The sequence below is a fragment of the Brevundimonas sp. Marseille-Q4549 genome (assembly GCF_976940555.1).
On the sequence record NZ_CDRHXG010000001.1, the window covers coordinates 943,593 to 964,514 of the forward strand.

Below are 20,922 nucleotides of genomic sequence, written 5' to 3' on the forward strand. Positions count from 1 at the left end.
CCAATTTGCCGACGCGACGCGCCGGTTCGGCCTTCTAACGCAAGCTCTGCGTTGCGGTTCCGGCCTTGTCGGCGGGATCGTTGGGGATCAGGGCCTCGGGCGTGACGAAGGTCATGCGGGCCGTCGTGCCGCCAGAGGGCGATTCGACCATTTCCGCCTCGCCGCGCAGCTGTTTGGCGAAGGCGCCCATCAGGGTGCGGCCCACCCCGGCTTCGGCGGCGTCCGATGCGCCGGGGCCGTCGTCCTCGACTTCCAGGGTGCTGGTGTCGCCATTGACCTTGAAGCGGACCTTCAGTTCGCCGCCTCGCCCGGCGAAGGCGTGCTTCTGGGCGTTGCTGACCGCCTCGACCAGCCACAGGGCCAGGGGCGCCAGCTTGTCGGGATCGACATAGAGGGAATCGGCCTGGACCGAACTGAGCACAAGATGCCCGCGACCGGCGTCGGCGGCGATCAGCTGTCCGACCAGTTCAGTCAGGAAGTCGCGGGCGTCGGCGTGGCGGATGTCGTCGCTCTGGTAGAGGGTGCGGTAGATCAGGGCCAGGGCCGAGATGCGCTGGCGCGTGTCGCCCAGAGCCGCCTTCGCCGCCGGATCGGTCACGCCGCGCTGCTGCATCGACAGCAGGGACGAAATGATCTGAAGATTGTTCTTCACCCGGTGATGGATCTCGCGCATCAGCGCGTCCTTCTCGGCCAGTGAGGCGTTCAGCTCCTGATCGCGGACGGTGATGGCCTCGGCCATTTCGTCCAGGGTGCGGGCCAGGGTGCGGATTTCGGACGGGGCGTTCATGGCCTGAAGCGGGCGCACCGAGAACCGTCCCTTGGCGTAGATGGCGGCGATCCGCTCCAGATAGTCCAGCCAGCGGATGAATATCCGCTCGGACAGCAGCATGACCGCTGCGAAGGCGGTCAGCCAGGCCCCCAGCGGCAGGAGAAGGGCTCCGATGGGATTCAGGCGCGCCCAGGACAGAAGGCCGGGCGCGGGCGCGGACAGCAGCACATAGATGTCGCCGCTGGCCAGGACCGCGCCGGCGTAGTCGCGCCGGTGCCCCCGGCTGTCCACCGCCTCGAACACCGCCGAGCCCTGATCCCGTGCGCGATCCACCCAGCCGGACACGTCGCGGCCGCCGGACAGGCGCATGGCGTCGGGATGGCTGGCGATCAGGATGCGGCCTTCGCTATCGGTCAGGGCGGCTTCCGACCCGGCGGGCAGGGCGGCGTCGGTGGTGTCGGGCTGCAGGGACGACAGGGGAATGACGGCCGCCATCGCGCCGTCGAACCGCCCCATCGGTCGCTCCGAGCGGATGGCGACGATCAGTGCCGAGGGATAACCCGCGCCCGCCGGCGCCCGCACCACGACCAGGCCCTCTCCGTCGCGCAGCCGGCGGAACCAGTCGGATCCGGTCGCCGGCGACAGGGCGGACGGCCGGCCGTCGGAGCGGCCGGAGGCGCAGACCGCCTCGCCTGTCGGGCTTAGGCGATAGAGCCCCTCATACCCTTCCAGTTGGTCGACCAGGGCGGCGAGGCGCGGCGCGCAATAGGGGCCCAGGGCGTCGGGACTGAGCGCGCGCAGAAGAACCTGCGCGCTGTCCAGCCTGGACTTGGCGTTGGTGGCGCTGCGTTCGGCCGCCAGCTGCAGGTCGACCTGCCGCTGCACCCGCTGTTCGCGGAAGTCGGCCTGGGTCTGGATCAGGCTGAGCACGAAGATCGGCAGCAGGGCGAGGGCCATGGCCATGCCCAGGCGGAAGCGGATGCCCTGAAACCGGGGCGTGTTCCATTTTCGGCCGAAACGGACGACCGGGACCGCGTCTTCGGATCGGCTCGCGTCCGCCACCGGTCGTCAGGACCGGGAACCGGCCAGCCTGTCGGCCTCACCCAGGATGGAGCGCATGGCCTCGCCGGCGGCCTGGCCGTCCCGGCTGTAGCCGCCCTTTTCCAAGGCCGCCTGAAGGGCGCGGCGCGCGCGGCTGACCCGGCTTTTCACCGTGCCGACGGCGCAGCCGCAGATTTCGGCCGCCTCCTCGTAGGCGAAGCCGCCCGCGCCGACCAGGATAAGGGCTTCGCGCTGTTCTTCCGGCAGCGTCTTCAGGGCCTGGCGCAGTTCGTCCAGGGCGACCGGCGCCTCGGGGTCGTCGACGGCGACCAGGGTGCGTTCGGCCGCCTCCTGGTCCAGCTGCGACTGGCGCCATGACCGACGTTTCTCGGAATAGAACTGGTTGCGCAGGATCATGAAGGTCCAGGCCTTCATGTTGGTGCCCATCTGATAGCTGGCGCGGGCGTCCCAGGCCTTCATCATGGCGTCCTGCGCCAGGTCGTCGGCGGCGGTCGGATCGCCGGTCAGGGTGCGCGCGAAGGCGCGCAGGTGCGGGATCAGCGCCACCAGCTCTGTCTTGAAGGCGTTGTCATCGGCCGACGGCGGTTTGGGCTCTGCGCCCAGGCGGGCGCTCATGCGTCACCGCCGGACGCCTTGGCGTCGGCGCGCTTCAGGATTTCCAGGAATTCGTCCGGCACCGGCTCATTGACCACCTCGTCGAACATGTGGCGCAGCTTCACACCGATCGCCTGCTGGCGGAGGCGGGCTTCCTCCAGCCCGGCTCCCTGCGTCTTGCCGGCGACGGGCCGCGAGGAGTCTGAGGAGTCAATCATTGAAGGAATACCGCCCACCGAACTTTTCGCAGATGATGTAGGGCCGATAACGTGCCCTTGCCGGGCGGGTTCCTCCCATTTTGGGATTTTATGCTCAAGCTTATTCCGTAGGGCGGAACCGTGATGCATTTGATACGTTTGCCGAAACTGTAGCGCCCCTCCGTATAGGGGCCGTATGTCGGGGACTATCGATAATGAGCCTTCTGGCCAGACTTGCGCCGCACCTGCCTTATGTCCGTCGTTATGCGCGCGCGCTAACCGGCGATCAGGCGACCGGAGACAATTACGTGCGCGTGGCGCTGGAGGCCTTGGCCGCCGGCGAGCAGCAGCTGTCGCCGGACATGACGCCTCGCGTGGCGCTGTACCATGTGTTCCACGCCATCTGGTCCTCGACCGGCGCCCAGCTGGAAGACGCCTCTGACGTCGAGGTGCGCGACGACGCCTCGCGTCGCCTGATGCGGATCGCGCCGCGCTCACGCCAGGCCTTCCTGCTGACGGCGCTGGAAGGGTTCACCCCGTCGGAAGCCGCCCAGATCCTGTCGGCCGACCCGCGCGAGATCGAACGTCTGATCGCCGACGCCCAGTCGGACATCGACGCCGAACTGGCCACCGACGTCCTGGTGATCGAGGACGAGGCCATCATCTCCGCCGACATCCAGAGCCTGGTGAAGGAACTGGGCCACCGCGTCACGGGCGCCGCCACCACCTATGACGAGGCGGTCGAGGCCGTGTCGCGTCACAAGCCGGGCCTGGTCCTGGCCGACATCCAGCTGGCCGACGGTTCGTCGGGCATCGACGCCGTGAAGGACATACTGAAGCGGATCGACGTGCCGGTGATCTTCATCACCGCCTTCCCCGAGCGCCTGCTGACCGGGGAACGGCCCGAGCCGACCTTCCTGATCACCAAGCCCTTCCAGCCGGAAACGGTGAAGGCGGCGATCAGTCAGGCCCTGTTCTTCCACCCGTCGCGCCAGAAGGAAGCCGCCTGAGGCGCGCCGTCGAAAACAGGATCGGACGCGGGAACCGGATCGAGCCGTCGCCGTTATCGGCATGCGGAGGCGGATACGCCCCCGACTTGATCGACGAAAGCCGATCGGCCGCCTTCCGCACCTCATTCTCGATGATGCCACTTCGAAGGCGGTCCGAAAGGACCGCCTTTTTCTTCACGGCCGTATCGACCGCGCGCCCGAGGTGCGGCAGGATCGTTCTCAAAGAAAACGCACGGAGACGACGCCATGACCAAGACGAACCGCCAGTGGGTGCTGCGCCAGCGGCCGAAAGGGCTGATCCAGCCCGGAGACCTCGAACTGGTCGAAAGCCCGATCCCGGACCTGAAGGAGTCCGAGGTGCTGGTCCGCACCCTCTATCTGTCGCTCGATCCCACCAACCGCACCTGGATGAACGACGCCGAGGGCTATCTGCCGCCGGTGGGGTTGGGCGAGGTCATGCGCGGCCTGACCCTGGGCGTGGTCGAGCAAAGCCGGTCCGACCGTTTCAAGGTCGGGGATATCGTGTCGCCTCTGTCGGGCGGCTGGGCGGATTACGCCGTGGTCCATGAACAGGGCGTGCGCCCTGTCCATCGTGCGCCGGGCCTGCCGCTGACCGCCAATATGTCGGTGCTGGGGATGACGGGCCTGACCGCCTATTTCGGCGTGACCGACGTGCTGAAGGCCAAGGAAGGGGAGACCCTGGTCATCTCGGCGGCCGCCGGGGCGGTCGGCTCCATCGCCGGTCAGATCGCCAAACAGCGCGGCTGTCGCGTCATCGGCATCGCCGGCGGACCCGAGAAATGCGCCTGGTTGACCGACGACCTCGGCTTCGACGCGGCCATCGACTACAAGAACGAGGATGTCGGCGTGGCGCTGGACCGGCTGGCGCCCGATGGGATCGACCTGAATTTCGAGAACGTCGGTGGCGACATCATGATCGCCGTGTTCAATCGCCTGAAGGTGCACGGGCGGATGGCGGTGTGCGGCCTGGTGTCGTCCTACAATGCGACCAAGGCGCCGCCCGCGCCGAACTTCGGCCGGATCATCACCCATCGTCTGAACGTCCAGGGCTTCCTGGTGCTGGACTACGCCGGCCGCGCCCGCGAGATGGTCGCCGAGATGGGGCCGTGGCTGGCCGAAGGAAAGGTGAAGTGGAAGGTCCACGTCGATGACGGCCTGGAAGGGGCGGTCTCTTCGCTGAACCGCTTGTTCACCGGCGATCATGACGGCAAGCTTCTGGTTCGCGTCTCCGAAGAACCGGCCTGAGGATTTCCATGAGCGACCCGCTGCTGGTCCATTTCGAGGATCTGGAAACAGGGCAGGTCGTGCCGCTGGGCGCCTGCGCGGTCGATCAGGCCGCGCTGGACGCCTTCGTGGAGCGGTTCGCGCCGGGGTGGGACACCGCCTATGGCGCGCCCGACGCCATGATCTACGCCTTGTGGAGCCGCCTGGCCGTGGAAAAGGCCGGCGCCTGGGCCCAGACCAAGGTGCTGGCGGTCGACGGCCTGCGCTACATGCGCAATCCGCCGGCGGGCGAACTGCTGCGCGGCCGGATGACGGTTATGGGCAAGGACCCGGTCGGCGACGAGAAGGGCATCGTCATCGCCCAGCACGACCTGCTGGACGAAGGCGGGCGGCTGATTTTCTCCTGCCTGACCCGCGCCGTCTTCTCGCGCCGCTGAAAAGCGCGCCCCGATACGAAAAAAGGCCCCGTCGGCGGACCGGCGGGGCCTTTCTTGTCTGGACGCGAACCGGTCTTTAGTTGACCGACGCCGGAGCCTCAGCCTGGCGCTGGAAGGCCAGGGCGATCAGGCGGTCCCAGCCCAGCAGCGACACCAGGTGGGCGTAGATCTGACCCAGGGCGCCGTTGTCGCGCAGTTCGGCCAGCTTCTCGGCCGGCAGGGCCTTCAACCTGTCTTCCGACACGGCGTAATATTCGGCCAGCTTCTGCGGCTCGCCGGGCGTGCCGTCGGGGTTGCGCGGGGTGAAGGCGGCCTCGCGGATGTCCAGCAGGTCCAGGTCCTTCAGCAGCTGCACGAAGCTTTCGGTGCGCAGGCGCTCCTGCTCGAAGTTGTTGCAGAAATCCATCGCCATATTGGTGTAGTCGCTGGGCTGCCCATCGACGAACAGCGGGTTCTGGCCGCCCTCGGCCACGATCTCGGCGCCGCGGTCGATGCACAGGATCAGGCGCTGGTTCTGTTTGTCGTCGGCGAAGACGAACGGATAGCGGCGCACGTAGGCGGGAATATAGGCGTCGGCGCGGAAGTCTCCGGCGTCGGACACATACAGGTTTTCACCCTGGCGCAGGCCCATGACCACGACCGGCTGGCGGTTCTCGCCAGTGAAGATGATCGGATAGGACAGGGCGGCGGCGGCGAATTCCGTGACCGTCAAGGGCACGATGTTCGTCTGACTCACGAAGGCGTAGGGCTTGTCGGTCGGATTGACGCCCAGCGCGCCGTGCAGCGCGGGGTCCAGCGGCTCGGGGTTCGAATAGAAGAGAACGGCGCCTTCGAGCGGCGAATTGTTCGTGTCGGTCATGAAAGCCAGACGCTTTAGGAGTGGAAAGAGGCGCGCCTTCTAGCCCATGGCCGCCCGAGCGGCAAACGGCGCGGCGGAGACTGGCCCCGCCACGCCGTCGAAGGGCCGCCTCAGAAGGCGTAGGTCACGCCCACGCGCAGATTGCGACCCGGCAGGGGCGCGATGTCCTTCAGGAAGGAGGCGTGCTCGCGCGCTTCCTGGTCCGTCAGGTTGTGACCCTCGGCGAAGAGGGTGATGTTGCGGTCCGCGAAGGGACGGACGGCGCCGCGCAGATTGACCATCGTATAGCCTTTGGTCGGCAGTTCGCCCTCCGTGACCCGGTCCTGCTCGCCGACGCGGCGGACTTCGCCGGCCAGATCCCACAGGGTGGAGGTCCAGGCCAGGCGGGCGGTCGCCGACCAGGGCGGAATGCGGGCGGCCGGCCCCAGGTCGGTGTCGGCCCGGACATAATCGGCCGCGCCTTCCAGCGACAACTTGCTCTCGCCCGCCTGCCACAGGGCGTAAGACGCTTCGGCTTCGAAGCCGTAGAAGTCAGCGCCGGTCTGGACGAACCGATAGACCGGGAAGGTCTCGCCTTCGTCGGTCAGAAAATCGGCGCCCGTGCGACGCTCGTCGATGAAGCCGTCGTACCAGGCGCGATAGAGATGCAGGTCGGTGGTCAGCGGCCCGCGGTCGTAATGGACCGTGCCCTCCAGGGTCGTGACCTTTTCGCTGTCCAGATTGCGGTCGCCGGTCTCATAGGCGGCGGTGGCGATATGGACGCCGTCGGCGAACAGTTCGACCTCGCTAGGCGCGCGTTCGGTGCGCGACAGGCTGAGGCCCAGGAACAGGCCGGCCTGCGGGCGCAGGAAGGCGGCGGCCGACGCCGACCAGTTGTCGAATTTGCGCTCGACCTGGGCGGTTTCGCCCAGCGGCACGGCGCTGAGGGTGCGGCGGTCGAAGCGCAGGCCGCCCTCGAAGCCGTAGCGGTCATGGTCGTAACGCTGGACGGTATAGAGGCCCTGTTCGTCGATCTTGGTGGTCGGGACGAAGGCTTCCTCGCCGATGGCCTCGAAGTTGCGCTCCAGGGCCTGGACGCCGACGGCGCCGTTCCATCCGTCACGGGCGCGCTGGACCAGTTCGCCACGCGTCTCCCAACCGTCCGAGTTGAAGATGGTGCCAGGCTGGCCGGGACCCTCGAACTCTGTGTGGGTGTAGTCGGCATGGCCGTAGGAGGCGCGCACCTTGGCGAAGGGGCCGGCGTCGAAGCGGTATTCGCCTCGGGCGTCCCAGCGTTCCTGCTCCAGGTTGATGAAGACCTCGGGTTCGGCGACCGTGCCGTACTCGCTTTCGGTCTTCTTGTAGGAGACGCCGACGAATCCCTTGTCGCCGATGTAGGAGCCGCCCAGGCCCCAGGCGTTCAGCTTGGACCAGCTGTTGGGCTGTTTGTCGGCGTCCTCGCGCGCCACGCCCTCCGCATCGGCCAGGGCCTGGGATATGGGCGAGGAGGGGATGCGGTAGTCGTCGGTCTGGCGCGTCACGCCACTGATGTTGAAGGCGAAATTGCCCGCTCCGACGGTGGCGTGGCCCGAGGCGCCGCGGCCGTTGTCCACTGTGGAATATTGCGTCGAGACGCGGCCTTCCAACCCGCCTTCCGGCAGTTTCTCGGGAATGCGGTCGTCGATGATGTTGACGACGCCGCCGATGGCCGAACCGCCGTAGACCAGGGTCGCGGGGCCGCGCACGATCTCGATGCGGTGCGCCTCGCCCGGATCGGTGGCGACGGCGTGGTCGGGCGAGACTGAACTGGCGTCGATCTGACCCAGGCCGTTGGTCAGAACCTGGACGCGCGGGCCGGATAGGCCGCGAATGACCGGACGGCTGGCCCCGGGCGCGAAGTCGGTCGAGCGCACGCCCGGCAGGCCGTTGACCAGATCGCCCAGCGAGACGGCGGGGGCCTGGGCCAGGTCCTGGTCGTTCAGGACGTCGGTGGCGATGGTGGTCGCGCGCTGGGTCACGCCATAGGGGGTGGCGGTGACGATCACGTCGTCGACCTGGGCGGGAGCGGAATTGGCGGAAACCGTCTGGGCGTGGGCGGCGGCCCCCAGGACGGTCCAGGCGCAGGCGGACAGGAGGAGGGGGCGCGAAATGCGGATGGGACGCATGGGGGCGTAGCCTTTTGGGGAAGAGAACGATTCTGTTATGAGATAACGTCACATGACGTCAAGCCGTGTTCTGTTGCGGCCGAGCCGTCCAGACATTAGCTGTGGCGTCATGAGCACCGTCTGCGATCACGATCACGCCCGTTCCGGCCTGCACGGGTCTGCGCTGTCGCAGGCGCTGGACGCCGCCGAGACGCGCCTGTCGCAGGCCGGGGAGCGGATGACCGCGCCGCGCCGGCGGGTGCTGTCGCTGCTTCTGGAGACCGGAGAACCGGTCAAGGCCTATGACCTGATCGCCCGGTTCGGGGCCGACGGCCAGGCCGCCAAGCCGCCCACCGTCTATCGCGCCCTGGAGTTTCTGGAGCGTCAGGGCATGGCGCACCGCATCGCCTCCATCAGCGCCTATGTCGCCTGCGCTGGCCACGCGGACGGGCCGCACGGCGCGGCGGGCCATGCGGCGGCTTTTCTGATCTGCGACTGTTGCGGCGCGACGCGCGAGGTGCACGGCCCTGATCGAGGGGCCATCGACGCCGCCGCCGCCGTCGCCGGCTACGAGATCGCGCGCACCACGATCGAGGCGCACGGCCGCTGCCAGGCCTGTCGAGCGGCCGCCTGATCATGGACGCGGCCCTGTTGACGCCGCCGCGCCGCCTCAGCGTCCCCATCGACAATCGGTGGGGCGCGGGCGAGATGGCGGTTTTGGACTTCGGCGATCCGGCGCGGCCGGTCGATCTGATCTTCTCGCACGCCAACGGTTTCAACGCCGCCACCTACCGCAGCCTGCTGTCGCCCCTGGCGTCTTCGCTGCGCATCTGGGCGCCGGACCTGCGTGGACACGGCCGGTCGACCCTGCCCACCTTCGCGCGGCCCAAGACCAGCTGGCGCGATCATCGCGACGATCTTCTGGCCCTGATGGAGACGCTGGACGGACCGCCGGTGGTCCTGGCCGGCCATTCGATGGGGGGAACCGCTTCGCTGCTGGCCGCCGCCGAACGACCGGACCGGGTCTCCAGCCTGGTGCTGTTCGATCCCGTCATCTGGAAGCGCGCGGCGGTCCTCGCCTTCAACCTGCCCTTCGCCCACCGTCTGATGGGCGGCATTCCCATCGCCCGCGCGACCCTGCGGCGTCGCAGCCTGTTCGACAGCCGCGACCAGGCCATGGCCGCCTATCGAGGTCGGGGCGCCTTCAAGGGTTGGCCGGACGGGGTGTTGGCCGACTATCTGTCCGAAGGGCTGGTCGAAACGCCCGACGGTCTGACGCTGAGCGCGGCTCCGGCGTGGGAGGCCGCCAACTACGCCGCCCAGGCGCACGATCCGTGGCGGGCCCTGCGCCGCTACGGCGGGCCGGTGCGTATCCTGAAGGCCGAGCACGGCGCTCTGACCCATCTGCCGCGCCATCCGCGGGGTCTGCCGAATGTCTCGGTCGAGACGGTCGCGGGCGGCGGCCACCTGTTTCCCATGACCCACGCCGAGGTGGCCCGCGACGCCCTGTTCGAGGCGGCAGTCTGAGCGCCTTTTCCGTTCCGGGACGATAAACCGGGGACAGGGTCCGCGCCCCATGATACGGCCCTGCTGAGCATAACCGCCGAGACGTCTCCTTGTCCTTTTTCCATGCCGGTCCCGCGCCGCGAAGCGCCGGTCCCCGTTCGGGGGCGTTGCGCGACGGGCTGATCCTGACGCCGGGGATGAAGGTCGGTCTGTTCGGCGGCTCCTTCAATCCGGCCCACGAAGGCCATACTCATGTGGCCGAGACGGCGATGCGGCGCCTGGGCCTGGACCGGGTGGTCTGGCTGGTCTCTCCGCAGAATCCGCTGAAGGACGCCCGTCACAGCGCGCCCCTGGCTCAGCGCATGGCCTCTGCCCGGCTTCAGGCGCACGGACCGTCCATGGTCGTTTCCGACTTCGAGACGCGGGCCGGGGTGGTGTGGACGGTCGATACGTTGCGCCTTCTGGTCGCGCGCCATCCGGGCGTGCGGTTCGTCTGGCTGATGGGGTCGGACAATCTGGCCGACTTCCACCGCTGGCGCGGCTGGACCGACATCATGCGGCTGATGCCGGTGGCGGTGATCGCCCGGCCCGGCTCGCTGCTGGACAGCCGCACGGCGCCGGCGGCCGCGCGGTTCGCCGGCTTCCGAATTCCAGCCGAGCAGGCGGGGCTGTTGCCCAGCCTGTCGGCGCCCGCCTGGACCTATCTGACGGCGCCGCTGAATCCCCTGTCCTCGACCAACATCCGAACCGCCAAGCCGTCTCGCGCGGGGTCGTGATCGGGCCGGCGGTTCACGTTCCGCCCCATCCGTGCTAAGGGTCCGCTTTAGTCAACGCTCCCGGAGCCCTCCGCTGACCCCCTCGCCCGCGTACGATACGCAAGACGCCGCCGTTTCGAACACGGAGCACGAGATGGACGCCATCGAACCTCTGCATTCCGAAGACGGCCCTGATTTCGACGACGCCGGCTCGGCGTTCGGCGATTCCGCGCCGCGCCCCATCGGCTCGACCCCTCTGGAAGAAGCCGTGCTGAGCCGCCTCGACGAGGACAAGGCCCAGGACATCGTCCTCATCGACCTGAAGGGCAAGAGCGCCATGGCCGACGCCATGATCGTCGCTTCCGGCCGGTCGCACCGCCACGTCGGCGCCATCGCCGACCACCTGCTGCGCACCCTGAAGGAGCACGGCCTGGGCAAGGCCCGGGTCGAGGGGCTGCCGCACTGCGACTGGGTTCTGATCGACGCGGGCGATGTGATCATCCACCTGTTCCGCCCCGAAGTGCGCACCTTCTACAATATCGAAAAGATCTGGGCGGTGGATTCCGCCCACCGCACCGCGCGCGACTGATCCCCTGAGGCGGCCCTTATGAAGCTGGGCGTCGTCGCCATCGGCCGGCCCGGTCGCGGGCCGGAAGCGGCCCTGGCCGACGACTACGCCCGGCGGGCCACCCTGGCCGGGCGCGCCCTGGGCCTGGGGCCGCTGGAGCTGATCGACCTGGAGCCGAGAAAGCCGGGCAAGGCGCCGGAGGCGGAACTGATTCTGGCCGCCGCCGAGGGCGCGCATCTGATCGCCTGCGACGAACGCGGAAAGGCCTATTCCTCGCGCGCCTTCGCCGACCATATCGCCCGCCTGCGCGACCAGGGCGAGCGGCGCCTGGTCTTCGCCATCGGCGGGGCGGACGGGCTTGACGCCAGCGTGCGTCAGGCGGCGTCCTCGACCCTGGCCTTCGGGCCGCAGACCTGGCCCCACGCCCTGGCGCGGGCCATGCTGGTCGAACAGCTGTATCGGGCCGTGACCATTCTGGCCGGATCGCCCTATCATCGCGATTGAGATGCGTCGCGCGGTTCCCCTTTCCCTCGCCCTGCTGATGGGCTTCGTCTGCGCCGCGCCGGCCGTGGGGCGTCAGGCGCCCGAGGGCGAATTGCCGCGCCTGCAGGCAGAATACCGCGACGAGGCCGTGCGCGCGCGTCGCCTGCGCGCCGACGCCGAGGCCGCCAGAACCGAACTGGCCCAGCTGGAGCGCCGCCTGACCGGCCTGCGGGTCGATCAAACGCGAGACGATCGCCAGATCGAGGAGCAGCGCGCCCGGCTGCGCCAGCTCAGCGAGCGCGAGGCCGAACTGGTGACGGGGCTGGCCCGTGAGCGCGGCGCCCAGGCCCGACTGCTCAGCGCCCTGCAGATGATGAGCCGCCGCCCGCCCCCGCCCCTGCTGGTGCCGGCGGACAAGGCCATCGACACGGTGCGCGCCTCCATCATCCTGAAGGCCATGACGCCCGAGCTGGAGGCGCGGGCCAAGGCCCTGGACGAGCGTCAGGCCGAGATCATGCGCATCCGGCGGCTGGCGGTGCTGTCGTCCGAACGGCTGCTGACGACCGAGAGCGCCCAGGGCGACCGGCGCGCCCAGATCGAGGACCTGACGGCGCGCAAGACCGCCCTGACCGCCGTTCTGAACGCCGAGGCTCGCGCCTCCGAACGCGCGGCGGCGGCGCTGGAGAAGCGTATCCGCGACCTGGGCGGCGCCGTGCCCAAGGCCGACGAGACGGAGGTCCCGCCGGCGCGCCTGCCCGCCGGACGCAGCCGCCTCAGTCCGCCGGTCGCGGGCGCCCCCAGCCAGACCTGGGGCGAGGGGACGCCCGGCTGGCGCTGGCGTGCGGATCGGACGACGGTGCGCGCGCCTGCCGACGCCAAGGTGGCCTACGCCGGCCCTCTGACCGGCTGGGGCGAGGTGGTGATCCTGGATCTCGGGCCCGGCTGGCGCGCCGTGATCGCGGGTCTGGAGAGCGTGGACGTGGCGTCGGACGCGCGGGTCTCGGACGGTCAGCCCCTGGGTCGCAGCGGACCGGGCGGCGACGTCTATTTCGAATTGCGGCGCGAGGAACGGCCGATCGACCCCGGCCCCTGGCTGCGCTGAGCCTGGGAAAAGACCTTCCGCACGGCCTGATCCGCAATCGCGCCTTGCTTTCCGCCCTGACGCTGATTTTATCGGTTTGACGCCGCGTCGCCACGATTCCGTCGTGTCTTCGGGGCCTTGCATTTAGAACGGGCGCCATGATCGGCCCGACCGAAAGAGACCGAATGCGTAAACTGCTTCTCGTCGGCTGCGCCGCGCTCGTGCTGGGCGGCTCGGCCGCCGCCGTGTCCAGCCAGACGCCGCGCAACGAAACCTTCCGCATGCTGGAACTGTTCGGCGACGTCGTCGGCATCGTCGAGAAGGTCTATGTCGTCCCGGTCGACAACAAGAAGCTGATCGAGGCCGCCCTGGCCGGCATGATGACGGCGCTGGACCCCCACTCCAACTATCTGCCGCCGTCCAACTACGACGAACTGCGCGAACGCACGGAAGGCCAGTATTCGGGGGTCGGCCTGACCATCAGCGCCGACGGCGGCATGGTGAAGGTCATCTCGCCCATGGACGACAGCCCGGCCGCCAAGGCCGGCGTCCAGGCGGGCGACGTCATCTCGGCCATCGAGGGACAGAACGCGGCGGGCCTGACCGTCAGCCAGGTCTCCGAAAAGCTGCGCGGCCCGGTCGGCACCAGCGTGAAGGTGACCTTCCTGCGCGACGGCTCCGACCCGCTGGAAGTCACCTTGACGCGCGAGGTCATCAAGGTGCAGTCGGTGACGGGCCGGGTCGAGGGCGACTTCGGCTATCTGCGCGTCTCGACCTTCAACGAGAACACCGGCCGCGAGCTGAACGAGGCCATCGCCAAGATCAAGACCGAGAAGCCGGGCGTGAAGGGCTATGTCCTGGACCTGCGCAACAATGGCGGCGGCCTGCTGAACGCCGCCATCGACGTGTCCGACGCCTTCCTGGAGCGCGGCGAGATCGTCAGCCAGCGGGGCCGGAAGCCTGAGCAAATCCAGCGCTATTCGGCCAAGCCGGGCGACATCACCGGCGGCCTGCCGCTGGTCGTTCTGGTCAACTACGGCTCGGCCTCGGCGTCGGAAATCGTCGCCGGCGCCCTGAAGGATCATCAGCGCGCGACCATCGTGGGCCTGACCAGCTTCGGCAAGGGGTCGGTCCAGACCGTGATCCCGCTGCGTCAGGGGCAGGACGGCGCCCTGTCGATCACGACGGCGCGCTACTACACCCCGTCGGGCGCCTCCATCCAGAAGATCGGCATCGAGCCGGATCTGGAGGTGGCCCGCAACGAGGCCGAGGCGCGCATCGTCTCGCGCTCCAGCTTCATCTATTCGGAAGCCGCCTACGCCACGGCGCTGGACGCCTCCATCGGGGCCGAACGCAAGGGACCGCACATCCCGCGCGAGGCGCCGGGCGAAGACTTCCCCAAGGACAAGGACTATCAGTTGGAACGCGCCCTGGACGTCCTGCGCGCGGGCGGCGACCTGTCCAAACTGTCGCCGGCCCCGGCCGGAATCGTGGTCACGGAGCCGGGCGCGGCCGCCAAGCCGACGGAAGCGCCGTCGACTGAAACGCCGGACAAGCCCTGAGGTCCGTCTTGGGCGCCGGAGGGCGCGTGCCGTTCCGGTTGCTTTCGGCTTCGTTTTCCGTCATAAGCCGCCGCTTCCGACGCAAGTGAACCTCGCGTCTCCACCGGGACGACAGCTTTTTTGTCGTGCTACCGCGCTCCGCGCTGCTTGAGCACAGCCCATTCGGGCTCAAGTAGGCCGCAAGGCCGATAGCCCGCAAAAGAGAACGAGCCCGGCGAGAACCCTCCGCCGACGTGATCGTCGCCGGGGGCCGTTGTCGTATGGAGCCGTTTCACCCGTCGATATGAGGTAGTGAATGTTCGAGGCTCTGAACGAGCGGCTGACAGGCGTCTTCGACCGGATCACCGGGCGCGGCGCCCTGTCCGAAAAGGATGTCGCCGAGGCGATGCGCGAAGTGCGCGTGGCCCTGCTCGAGGCCGACGTCGCCCTGCCGGTCGTCAAGGAATTCATCGCCTTCGCCACCGAGCGCGCGACCGGCGAAGAGGTCATCCGCTCGGTCAAGCCGGCCGATCAGGTGGTCAAGATCGTCTATGACGGCCTGACCGAGATGCTGGGCGGCGAAGAGCCGGTCCCCCTCAACACCAACGCCAATCCGCCCGCCGTCGTGCTGATGGCCGGCCTGCAGGGGTCGGGCAAGACCACGACCTCGGCCAAGCTGGCGCTGCGTCTGACCAAGTTCGATCGCAAGAAGGTCATGATGGCCTCGCTCGATACGCGCCGTCCGGCCGCGATGGAGCAGCTGGCCACCCTGGGCAAGCAGATCGAGGTCGCGACCCTGCCCATCGTGGCGGGCGAAAGCGCGGTCCAGATCACCAAACGCGCCCTGACCGCCGCCAAGCTTCAGGGCTTCGACGTCCTCATCCTGGACACCGCCGGCCGCATCACCCTGGACGAAGGGCTGATGAACGAGGTGGCCGAGGTCGCCGACATCGCCAAGCCCGTCGAGACCCTGCTGGTCGCCGACAGCCTGACGGGTCAGGACGCCGTCCGCACCGCCAAGGCCTTCCACGAGCGCCTGCCCCTGACCGGCCTGGTCCTGACCCGCGCCGACGGCGACGGTCGCGGCGGCGCCATGCTGTCGATGCGGGCCGTCACCGGCCTGCCGATCAAATATCTGGGCGCCGGCGAAAAGGTCGATGCGCTGGATGTGTTCGACGCCCGCCGCGTCGCCGGCCGCATCCTGGGGCAGGGCGATATCGTCGCCCTGGTCGAAAAGGCGAGCCAGGATCTGGACCAGGCCAAGGCCGAGAAGATGGCCCGCAAACTGGCCAAGGGTCAGTTCGATCTGGACGACCTGGCCGGCCAGCTTCAGCGGATGAAGCGGATGGGCGGTCTTCAGGGCATCATGGGCATGCTGCCCGGCGTGGCGAAGATGAAGAACCAGATGGCCGACAGCGGCATCGACGACCGCATGATCCTGCGTCAGGAAGCCATCATCTCGTCCATGACCAAGGCCGAGCGCAAGAAGCCGGACCTGCTGAACGCCAGCCGCAAGAAGCGGATCGCGGCGGGCGCGGGCGTCGATGTGCAGGACGTGAACCGGGTTCTGAAACAGCACCGCCAGATGGCCGACATGGTCAAGTCGATGGCGCGCGGCGGACCCAGGAAGATGCAGCAGATGGCCGCCATGCTGGGCGGTCTCGGCGGCGGTGGAATGGGCGGGCCGGACATGGCCCGTCTGAAGGCTCTGGGCGGCGGCAAGATGGCCGAGCCCAGCGCCGACGAGCTGAAGGCCGTGCAGGACCGCTTGGCGGGCCTGGGCGGACAACTTCCGAACCTGCCGGGGGGGCTTCCGGGCCTGCCGGGCTTCCCCAAGAAGAATTGATCTAGAAAGAGACTGAAAATGCTGAAGATTCGTCTGGCCCGCGGCGGCGCCAAGAAGCGCCCCTACTACCACATCGTCGTCGCCGACTCGCACGCTCCGCGCGACGGCAAGTTCATCGAGAAGGTCGGCAGCTACAACCCGATGCTGCCCAAGGACGGCGCCCAACCGCGCGTCGCCCTGAAGGTCGAGCGCATCGCCGAATGGCTGGGCAAGGGCGCCCAGCCGACCGACCGCGTCGCCCGCTTCCTGTCGCAGGACGAGACCCTGGGCCAGAAGGTCAAGTGGACCCAGTCCAACAACCCGAACAAGGGCGCTCCGGGCAAGAAGGCGCAAGAGCGCGCCGCCGAACGCGCCCAGCGCGAAGCCGACCGCCTGGAAGCCGAAGCCGCCGCCAAGGTCGAGGCCGCTGAAGCCGCCGCCCGCGCCAAGGAAGAGGCCGCCGCCGCCGCCGAAGCCGCCAAGAACGCCCCGGCTGCTGAAGAAGCCCAGGCCGAAGCCGCCGCTGAAGAGGCTCCGGCCGCTGAAGCCGCCGCCGAGGAAACCGCCGAGAACTAAGGCTTTCGGCAGCGTCGCGGTCCTTTGGGGACGTGACGAAATTCGGATTGGGAAAGCAGCGTCCTGACGGGCGCTGCTTTTCTTTTGGGGGCCAGGCATGGCAGGAAACAGCGCATGACCAAGGACAGCAGATTGATCCTCGTCGGCCAGGTCGGCGGCGGCTTCGGCGTGCGGGGCGAGGTGCGCGTGACCGCCTTCACCGCCGATCCCCTGGCGCTGACGCAATACGGCCCCTTGCTGCGCGCCGACGGCTCGGTGGGACTGACCCTGACCGCCGCGCGGCCCGACAAGAACGGGGTCGTCGGCCGCGCCAGGGAAATCGCCACCAAGGAGGAGGCCGACGCCCTGCGGGGCCTGAAGCTGTATGTCCCCCGCGACCGCTTTCCCGAGCCCGAGGAGGATGAGTTCTATCTGGCCGATCTGATCGGCCTGGAGGCGCGCGGGGTGGACGGCGGCGTTCTGGGACGGGTCAAGTCGGTCCAGAATTTCGGCGCCGACGACATGCTGGAGATCTCTCCCGTCGTCGACGGCCCAACCTGGTATCTGCCATTCACGCGCGAGGCGGCGCCCGAGCTCCACCTCGCCGACGGCTGGCTTCTGGCTGTGCCGCCGACCGAGGTGGGCGAGCGCGAGCCCGACTAGCTGTTGTCCTCGACCGGCGCGTCCGGCCCGTTCTTCTTGATCGAATCGATGGCTTTCTGGGCGGACGCCTTGGAGGCGTAGCCCTCGGTCGAGAACATGGTCTCGGAATTGTGTTTGAAACGGACGCGGAACTCTCCCGCCTTGTCCTTGTAGATTTCGAACTTGTGCGCCATCAAGCGTCTCCCTGTGTGCGACCGGCCAGCGGTCACGGCCAAGCTGGCGCCCCTGCGCGTGCGGTTCCAGACACAAGCGCGCGATCAAACAGAGCCTGTGGCGGTTGCCAAACGCAAGTCGCCTCCCGACATCAAGGCTTCGAAAACCGCAGAGGCCCGCCATGAACGACCTGTCCGACTTTCCGATCACCCGCCGCTGGCCGGCCCGGCATCCCGACCGGCTGCAACTCTATTCGCTGCCGACGCCCAACGGGGTCAAGGTGTCGATCATGCTGGAGGAGATCGCTCTGCCGTACGAGCCGCATCTGGTGGACATCACCAAGAACGAAACCTGGGGGGCCGAGTTTCTGTCGTTGAATCCGAACGGCAAGATCCCCGCCATCCTCGATCCCAATGGTCCCGACAGTCAGCCCCTGGCCTTGTTCGAGTCCGGCGCCATTCTGATCTATCTGGCCGAGAAGTCCGGCCGTTTCCTGTCGACCGATCCCGCTGTCCGCTATCAGACGATCCAGTGGCTGATGTTCCAGATGGGCGCGATCGGCCCGATGTTCGGCCAACTGGGCTTCTTCCACAAATTCGCCGGTCGTGACTTCGAGGACAAGCGTCCCCGCGACCGCTACGTCGCTGAAAGCCGCCGTCTGCTGGGCGTGCTGGAGGGGCGTCTGGCGGGCGAAGACGGCCACGCCCGCGACTGGATCATGGACGATTACTCCATCGCCGACATCGCCACTTTGGGGTGGGTCCGCAATCTCGTCGGCTTTTACGAGGCCGCAGAGATCGTGGGTTTCAAGGACTTTCCGCAGGTGGCGGCCTGGCTGGAGCGGGGCCTTGCCCGACCGGCGGTCCAGCGTGGCCTGGAGATTCCGGCCCGTCACTGAACCGTCGCAGCAGCTGAGCATTATCCAAGTTCAACTTCAAGGAACGCGACCCATGGGTATCTTCTCGTCCATCTGGAACAAGATCACTGGCCACAAGCCGCAAGCGCCGGCCCCGGCGCCCTCGGCCCAGGCCGCTCCAACCCCAGCGCCGACTCCGACGGCCGCGCCTGCGGCGTCTGTCGATGTCGAGGCGGTCCTGGTCGATCTAGCGGCGTCCAAGGGCGGCGGCGGCAACTGGCGCACCTCCATCGTCGATCTGCTGAAGCTGCTGGACCTGGATTCCAGCTTGGCGGCCCGCAAGGAGCTGGCCGAGGAGCTGAACGTCCACGCCGGTGAACACGGCTCGGCCGAACAGAACATCGCCCTGTCCAAGGCGGTCTGGCAGAAGCTGGCCGAAAACGGCGGTCAGGTTCCGGCCTCTTTGCGCGACTAGAATGCGACTGCTCGCTGGGTCAGGCCCTCGGTCTGATCCAGCGCATCGCCGCCAGAGCGGCGAACCCCACGACCAGACCCCAGAAGGCGGAGCCGATCCCGAACAGGGCGACGCCCGACCCCGTGGCGGCGAAGGTCAGGACGGCGGCTTCCCGTTCGTCCGGCCTGGCCAGCATGGCCCCCAGCGCCCCTGTCAGGGGCGCGATCAGCGCCAGCCCTGTTATGATGGCCAGAACCGCAGGCGGCATGGCGATGAACAGTCCCGCAAGAGGCGCCGCGAACAACGCCACAACGACATAGAATCCGCCGTAGATCACGCCCACGACCCACCGCCGGGCCGGATCGGGATGGGCGTCCGGGCCTGTGCACAGGGCGGCGGTAATCGCGGCCAGATTGACCCCGTGGGCGCCGAACGGGGCGGCGATCAGGCTGGTCAGGCCGGTGGCGAGGATCAGCCGGTTGGCGGGCGGCGCGTAGCCCGCCGCCCTCAGCACCACCAGCCCCGGCAGGTTCTGCGAGGCCAGCGTGACAAGAAACAGCGGCAGACCCAGGCTGACCGCGATCCTCCAGTCGAAGACGGGCATGACCGGCCCCAGCCCGCCGAACAGGCCTGTCCCCGGCGGCAGGCCGATCTGCCCCCTGAAGGCTAAAACGGCAAAGGCGGCGACCAGGACGGCAGGCAGGCTCCAGGCGGGCCACATCCGCCGCGTGACGATGAAGACGATTAGCAAGCCGACCGCCAGGCCCATCTCTTCCGGCGCCACCTTGAACAGTCTCAGGACAAAGGGCAGCAGCACGCCCGCCAGCATGGCCGAGGCGACCGAGGCGGGTATCTTCTGCGCCAGCCGCCCCAGCGCGGGCAGCAGTCCCGTCAGCACCATCAACAGGGCCGCGACGACGAAGGCGCCGACAGCGTTGGCCCACCCCAGGCCGAGCGTGGAGGCCGCCAGCAGCGCCGCCCCCGGCGTGGACCAGGCCAGGACGACCGGCATCCTGAACCGCCAGCTCAGCAGTATCCCCGGCAGACCGATCCCCAGGCACAGGGCCGTCACCATCGAAGTTATCTGGGCGGGGTTGGCCCCCAGCGCCTGTCCCGCCTGAACGACCAGGGCGACCGTGCCGCCGAAACCGACGACCGTGGCCACGGCGGCGGCGGAGGAGCTGGCGGGCGGGGGCAGGGGTGGCGTCTTCATGGCCCAAGGGATAGGCGGGGCGCTGCCCCCCCGAAAGCAAAAAGGGCCGCCGGATGGTCCGGCGGCCCCTTGTTGTGCATCGATCCGGCGGGATCAGCCCTCGATATCTTCCGGCAGGCCGACGGCGTGGAAGCCCGCATCGACGTGGACGACTTCGCCCGTGGTCGAACGGCCCAGGTCCGAACACAGCCACAGGGCGGCGCCCGCGACGCCTTCCATCGACGTCTCTTCCTTGATCAGCGAGAACTGGGCCGACTTGGAATGCAGCCCCCGTCCGCCTGAAATCCCCGCCAGCGACAGGGTCCGCATGGCGCCCGCCGAGATGGCGTTGACGCGGATGTTCTTCGGCCCCAGGTCGCGCGCGATGTAGCGGGTCGCGGCCTCCAGCGCGGCCTTGGCCACGCCCATGGTGTTGTAGTTCGGAATGACCCGCTCCGATCCCAGATAGGTCAGGGTGATCATCGAGCCGCCGTTGGGCATCAGCTTTGCCGAACGCTTGGCCACGTCCACGAAGCTGAAGGCCGAGATGTTCATGGCCAAGAGGAAGCTGTCGCGCGTGGTGTTGTCGACGAACGAGCCTTTCAACTCGTCCTTGTTGGCGAAGGCGACCGAGTGGACGACGAAGTCGATCGTGCCGAATTCCTTCTCCAGCTCCTCGAACGCCTTGTCCATCGAGGCGTCGTCGGTGACGTCGGCCTGGATCAGCAGTTTGGCGCCGACGCTTTCGGCCAGTGGGCGCACCCGGCGCTCCAGGCTTTCGCCCAGATAGGTGAAGGCCAGTTCAGCGCCCTGGGCGGCCAGTTGCGATGCAATGCCCCAGGCGATGGAGCTGGAGTTCGCGACCCCCATGATCAGGCCCTTCTTGCCCTTCATGAGGTCTCCGGTGGGCATGTCCCAGCCTTCGCTCGTCGCCATTGTGTGTCTCCTGATGATTTGCCGGAGGGTTAGCAGGGCCGGGCGGCAGGCTCAACGC

Annotated in this window: 23 protein-coding genes; 15 read left to right on the forward strand and 8 right to left on the reverse strand. The window is 68.3% G+C overall.

The features are described from left to right. Positions 1-34 precede the first annotated feature (34 nt). From phyK to nepR, 3 genes are all read right to left on the reverse strand, one after another. On the reverse strand, positions 35-1,732 hold the full coding sequence (gene phyK, locus ACWPV3_RS04735; protein WP_453978502.1) for a sensor histidine kinase PhyK: 1,698 nt from the start codon (positions 1,730-1,732) through the stop codon (positions 35-37). A gap of 105 nt (positions 1,733-1,837) precedes the next feature. Beyond that, on the reverse strand, positions 1,838-2,446 hold the full coding sequence (locus ACWPV3_RS04740) for a sigma-70 family RNA polymerase sigma factor (RefSeq protein WP_292086149.1): 609 nt from the start codon (positions 2,444-2,446) through the stop codon (positions 1,838-1,840). Continuing rightward, positions 2,443-2,643 carry an anti-sigma T factor NepR gene (gene nepR, locus ACWPV3_RS04745; RefSeq protein WP_313454570.1) on the reverse strand — a complete coding sequence of 67 codons (201 nt, stop codon included), beginning with the start codon at positions 2,641-2,643 and terminating at the stop codon, positions 2,443-2,445. The genes ACWPV3_RS04740 and nepR overlap by 4 nt, the downstream gene beginning before the upstream one ends. 194 nt (positions 2,644-2,837) lie before the next feature. On the opposite strand from nepR, the gene phyR reads away from it, so the two are divergent. From phyR to ACWPV3_RS04760, 3 genes are all read left to right on the forward strand, one after another. After that, a complete protein-coding gene (gene phyR, locus ACWPV3_RS04750) occupies positions 2,838-3,632 on the forward strand; it encodes an anti-anti sigma factor/receiver protein PhyR (protein ID WP_292086148.1) in 795 nt (264 codons plus the stop codon). Between the two features lie 246 nt (positions 3,633-3,878). Beyond that, positions 3,879-4,898 carry an NADP-dependent oxidoreductase gene (locus tag ACWPV3_RS04755; RefSeq protein WP_313454568.1) on the forward strand — a complete coding sequence of 340 codons (1,020 nt, stop codon included), beginning with the start codon at positions 3,879-3,881 and terminating at the stop codon, positions 4,896-4,898. 8 nt (positions 4,899-4,906) lie between these two features. Further along, the gene (locus ACWPV3_RS04760; protein ID WP_292086146.1) at positions 4,907-5,314 is read left to right on the forward strand and encodes a hotdog family protein; all 408 of its coding nucleotides are present in this window, start codon (positions 4,907-4,909) and stop codon (positions 5,312-5,314) included. A gap of 76 nt (positions 5,315-5,390) precedes the next feature. On the opposite strand, the gene ACWPV3_RS04765 is transcribed toward ACWPV3_RS04760, so the two are convergent. Both ACWPV3_RS04765 and ACWPV3_RS04770 read right to left on the reverse strand, forming a co-directional pair. Then, positions 5,391-6,173, reverse strand: a complete 783-nt coding sequence (locus ACWPV3_RS04765) for a SapC family protein (protein ID WP_453977045.1) — start codon at positions 6,171-6,173, stop codon at positions 5,391-5,393. 110 nt (positions 6,174-6,283) lie between these two features. Beyond that, entirely contained in the window at positions 6,284-8,317 is a 2,034-nt protein-coding gene (locus ACWPV3_RS04770; RefSeq protein ID WP_453977046.1) for a TonB-dependent receptor, read from the reverse strand. Between the two features lie 109 nt (positions 8,318-8,426). On the opposite strand from ACWPV3_RS04770, the gene ACWPV3_RS04775 reads away from it, so the two are divergent. From ACWPV3_RS04775 to rimM, 10 genes are all read left to right on the forward strand, one after another. After that, entirely contained in the window at positions 8,427-8,930 is a 504-nt protein-coding gene (locus ACWPV3_RS04775; RefSeq protein WP_312736387.1) for a Fur family transcriptional regulator, read from the forward strand. 2 nt (positions 8,931-8,932) lie between these two features. Then, positions 8,933-9,823 (forward strand): alpha/beta fold hydrolase, encoded by an 891-nt coding sequence (locus ACWPV3_RS04780; RefSeq protein WP_453977047.1) that lies wholly within the window; start codon positions 8,933-8,935, stop codon positions 9,821-9,823. 158 nt (positions 9,824-9,981) lie between these two features. Beyond that, positions 9,982-10,578, forward strand: coding sequence for a nicotinate-nucleotide adenylyltransferase (locus ACWPV3_RS04785; RefSeq protein WP_453978503.1), 597 nt, complete (start codon positions 9,982-9,984; stop codon positions 10,576-10,578). 133 nt (positions 10,579-10,711) lie between these two features. Beyond that, complete coding sequence (rsfS, locus tag ACWPV3_RS04790; protein ID WP_292086139.1) at positions 10,712-11,146, forward strand: ribosome silencing factor; 435 nt, start codon at positions 10,712-10,714, stop codon at positions 11,144-11,146. An 18-nt stretch (positions 11,147-11,164) separates the two neighbouring features. Further along, positions 11,165-11,629: a 23S rRNA (pseudouridine(1915)-N(3))-methyltransferase RlmH gene (gene rlmH / locus ACWPV3_RS04795; RefSeq protein ID WP_453977048.1), complete on the forward strand. Its 465-nt coding sequence runs from the start codon at positions 11,165-11,167 to the stop codon at positions 11,627-11,629. Position 11,630: 1 nt separating this feature from the next. Further along, on the forward strand, positions 11,631-12,710 hold the full coding sequence (locus ACWPV3_RS04800) for a murein hydrolase activator EnvC family protein (RefSeq protein WP_453977049.1): 1,080 nt from the start codon (positions 11,631-11,633) through the stop codon (positions 12,708-12,710). A gap of 164 nt (positions 12,711-12,874) precedes the next feature. Continuing rightward, positions 12,875-14,251 carry a S41 family peptidase gene (locus tag ACWPV3_RS04805; RefSeq protein ID WP_453977050.1) on the forward strand — a complete coding sequence of 459 codons (1,377 nt, stop codon included), beginning with the start codon at positions 12,875-12,877 and terminating at the stop codon, positions 14,249-14,251. Between the two features lie 295 nt (positions 14,252-14,546). Further along, entirely contained in the window at positions 14,547-16,076 is a 1,530-nt protein-coding gene (ffh, locus tag ACWPV3_RS04810; RefSeq protein ID WP_453977051.1) for a signal recognition particle protein, read from the forward strand. A gap of 18 nt (positions 16,077-16,094) precedes the next feature. Next, entirely contained in the window at positions 16,095-16,631 is a 537-nt protein-coding gene (gene rpsP, locus ACWPV3_RS04815) for a 30S ribosomal protein S16 (RefSeq protein WP_453977052.1), read from the forward strand. 114 nt (positions 16,632-16,745) lie between these two features. After that, positions 16,746-17,273, forward strand: a complete 528-nt coding sequence (rimM, locus tag ACWPV3_RS04820; protein WP_292086133.1) for a ribosome maturation factor RimM — start codon at positions 16,746-16,748, stop codon at positions 17,271-17,273. Here the strand turns inward: rimM and ACWPV3_RS04825 are convergent. Then, a complete protein-coding gene (locus tag ACWPV3_RS04825; RefSeq protein WP_453977053.1) occupies positions 17,270-17,446 on the reverse strand; it encodes a YegP family protein in 177 nt (58 codons plus the stop codon). The genes rimM and ACWPV3_RS04825 overlap by 4 nt on opposite strands. Positions 17,447-17,607: 161 nt before the next feature. Between ACWPV3_RS04825 and ACWPV3_RS04830 the strand changes: the two genes are divergently transcribed. After that, complete coding sequence (locus tag ACWPV3_RS04830) at positions 17,608-18,324, forward strand: glutathione S-transferase N-terminal domain-containing protein (RefSeq protein WP_292086130.1); 717 nt, start codon at positions 17,608-17,610, stop codon at positions 18,322-18,324. Positions 18,325-18,376: 52 nt separating this feature from the next. Continuing rightward, a complete protein-coding gene (locus tag ACWPV3_RS04835) occupies positions 18,377-18,757 on the forward strand; it encodes a DUF3597 family protein (RefSeq protein WP_292086129.1) in 381 nt (126 codons plus the stop codon). Positions 18,758-18,776: 19 nt separating this feature from the next. Here the strand turns inward: ACWPV3_RS04835 and ACWPV3_RS04840 are convergent, their stop codons facing one another. Both ACWPV3_RS04840 and ACWPV3_RS04845 read right to left on the reverse strand, forming a co-directional pair. Next, on the reverse strand, positions 18,777-19,949 hold the full coding sequence (locus tag ACWPV3_RS04840) for a benzoate/H(+) symporter BenE family transporter (RefSeq protein WP_453977054.1): 1,173 nt from the start codon (positions 19,947-19,949) through the stop codon (positions 18,777-18,779). A gap of 93 nt (positions 19,950-20,042) precedes the next feature. Continuing rightward, positions 20,043-20,840 (reverse strand): enoyl-ACP reductase FabI, encoded by a 798-nt coding sequence (locus tag ACWPV3_RS04845; protein ID WP_292086248.1) that lies wholly within the window; start codon positions 20,838-20,840, stop codon positions 20,043-20,045. Between the last annotated feature and the right edge of the window lie 82 nt (positions 20,841-20,922).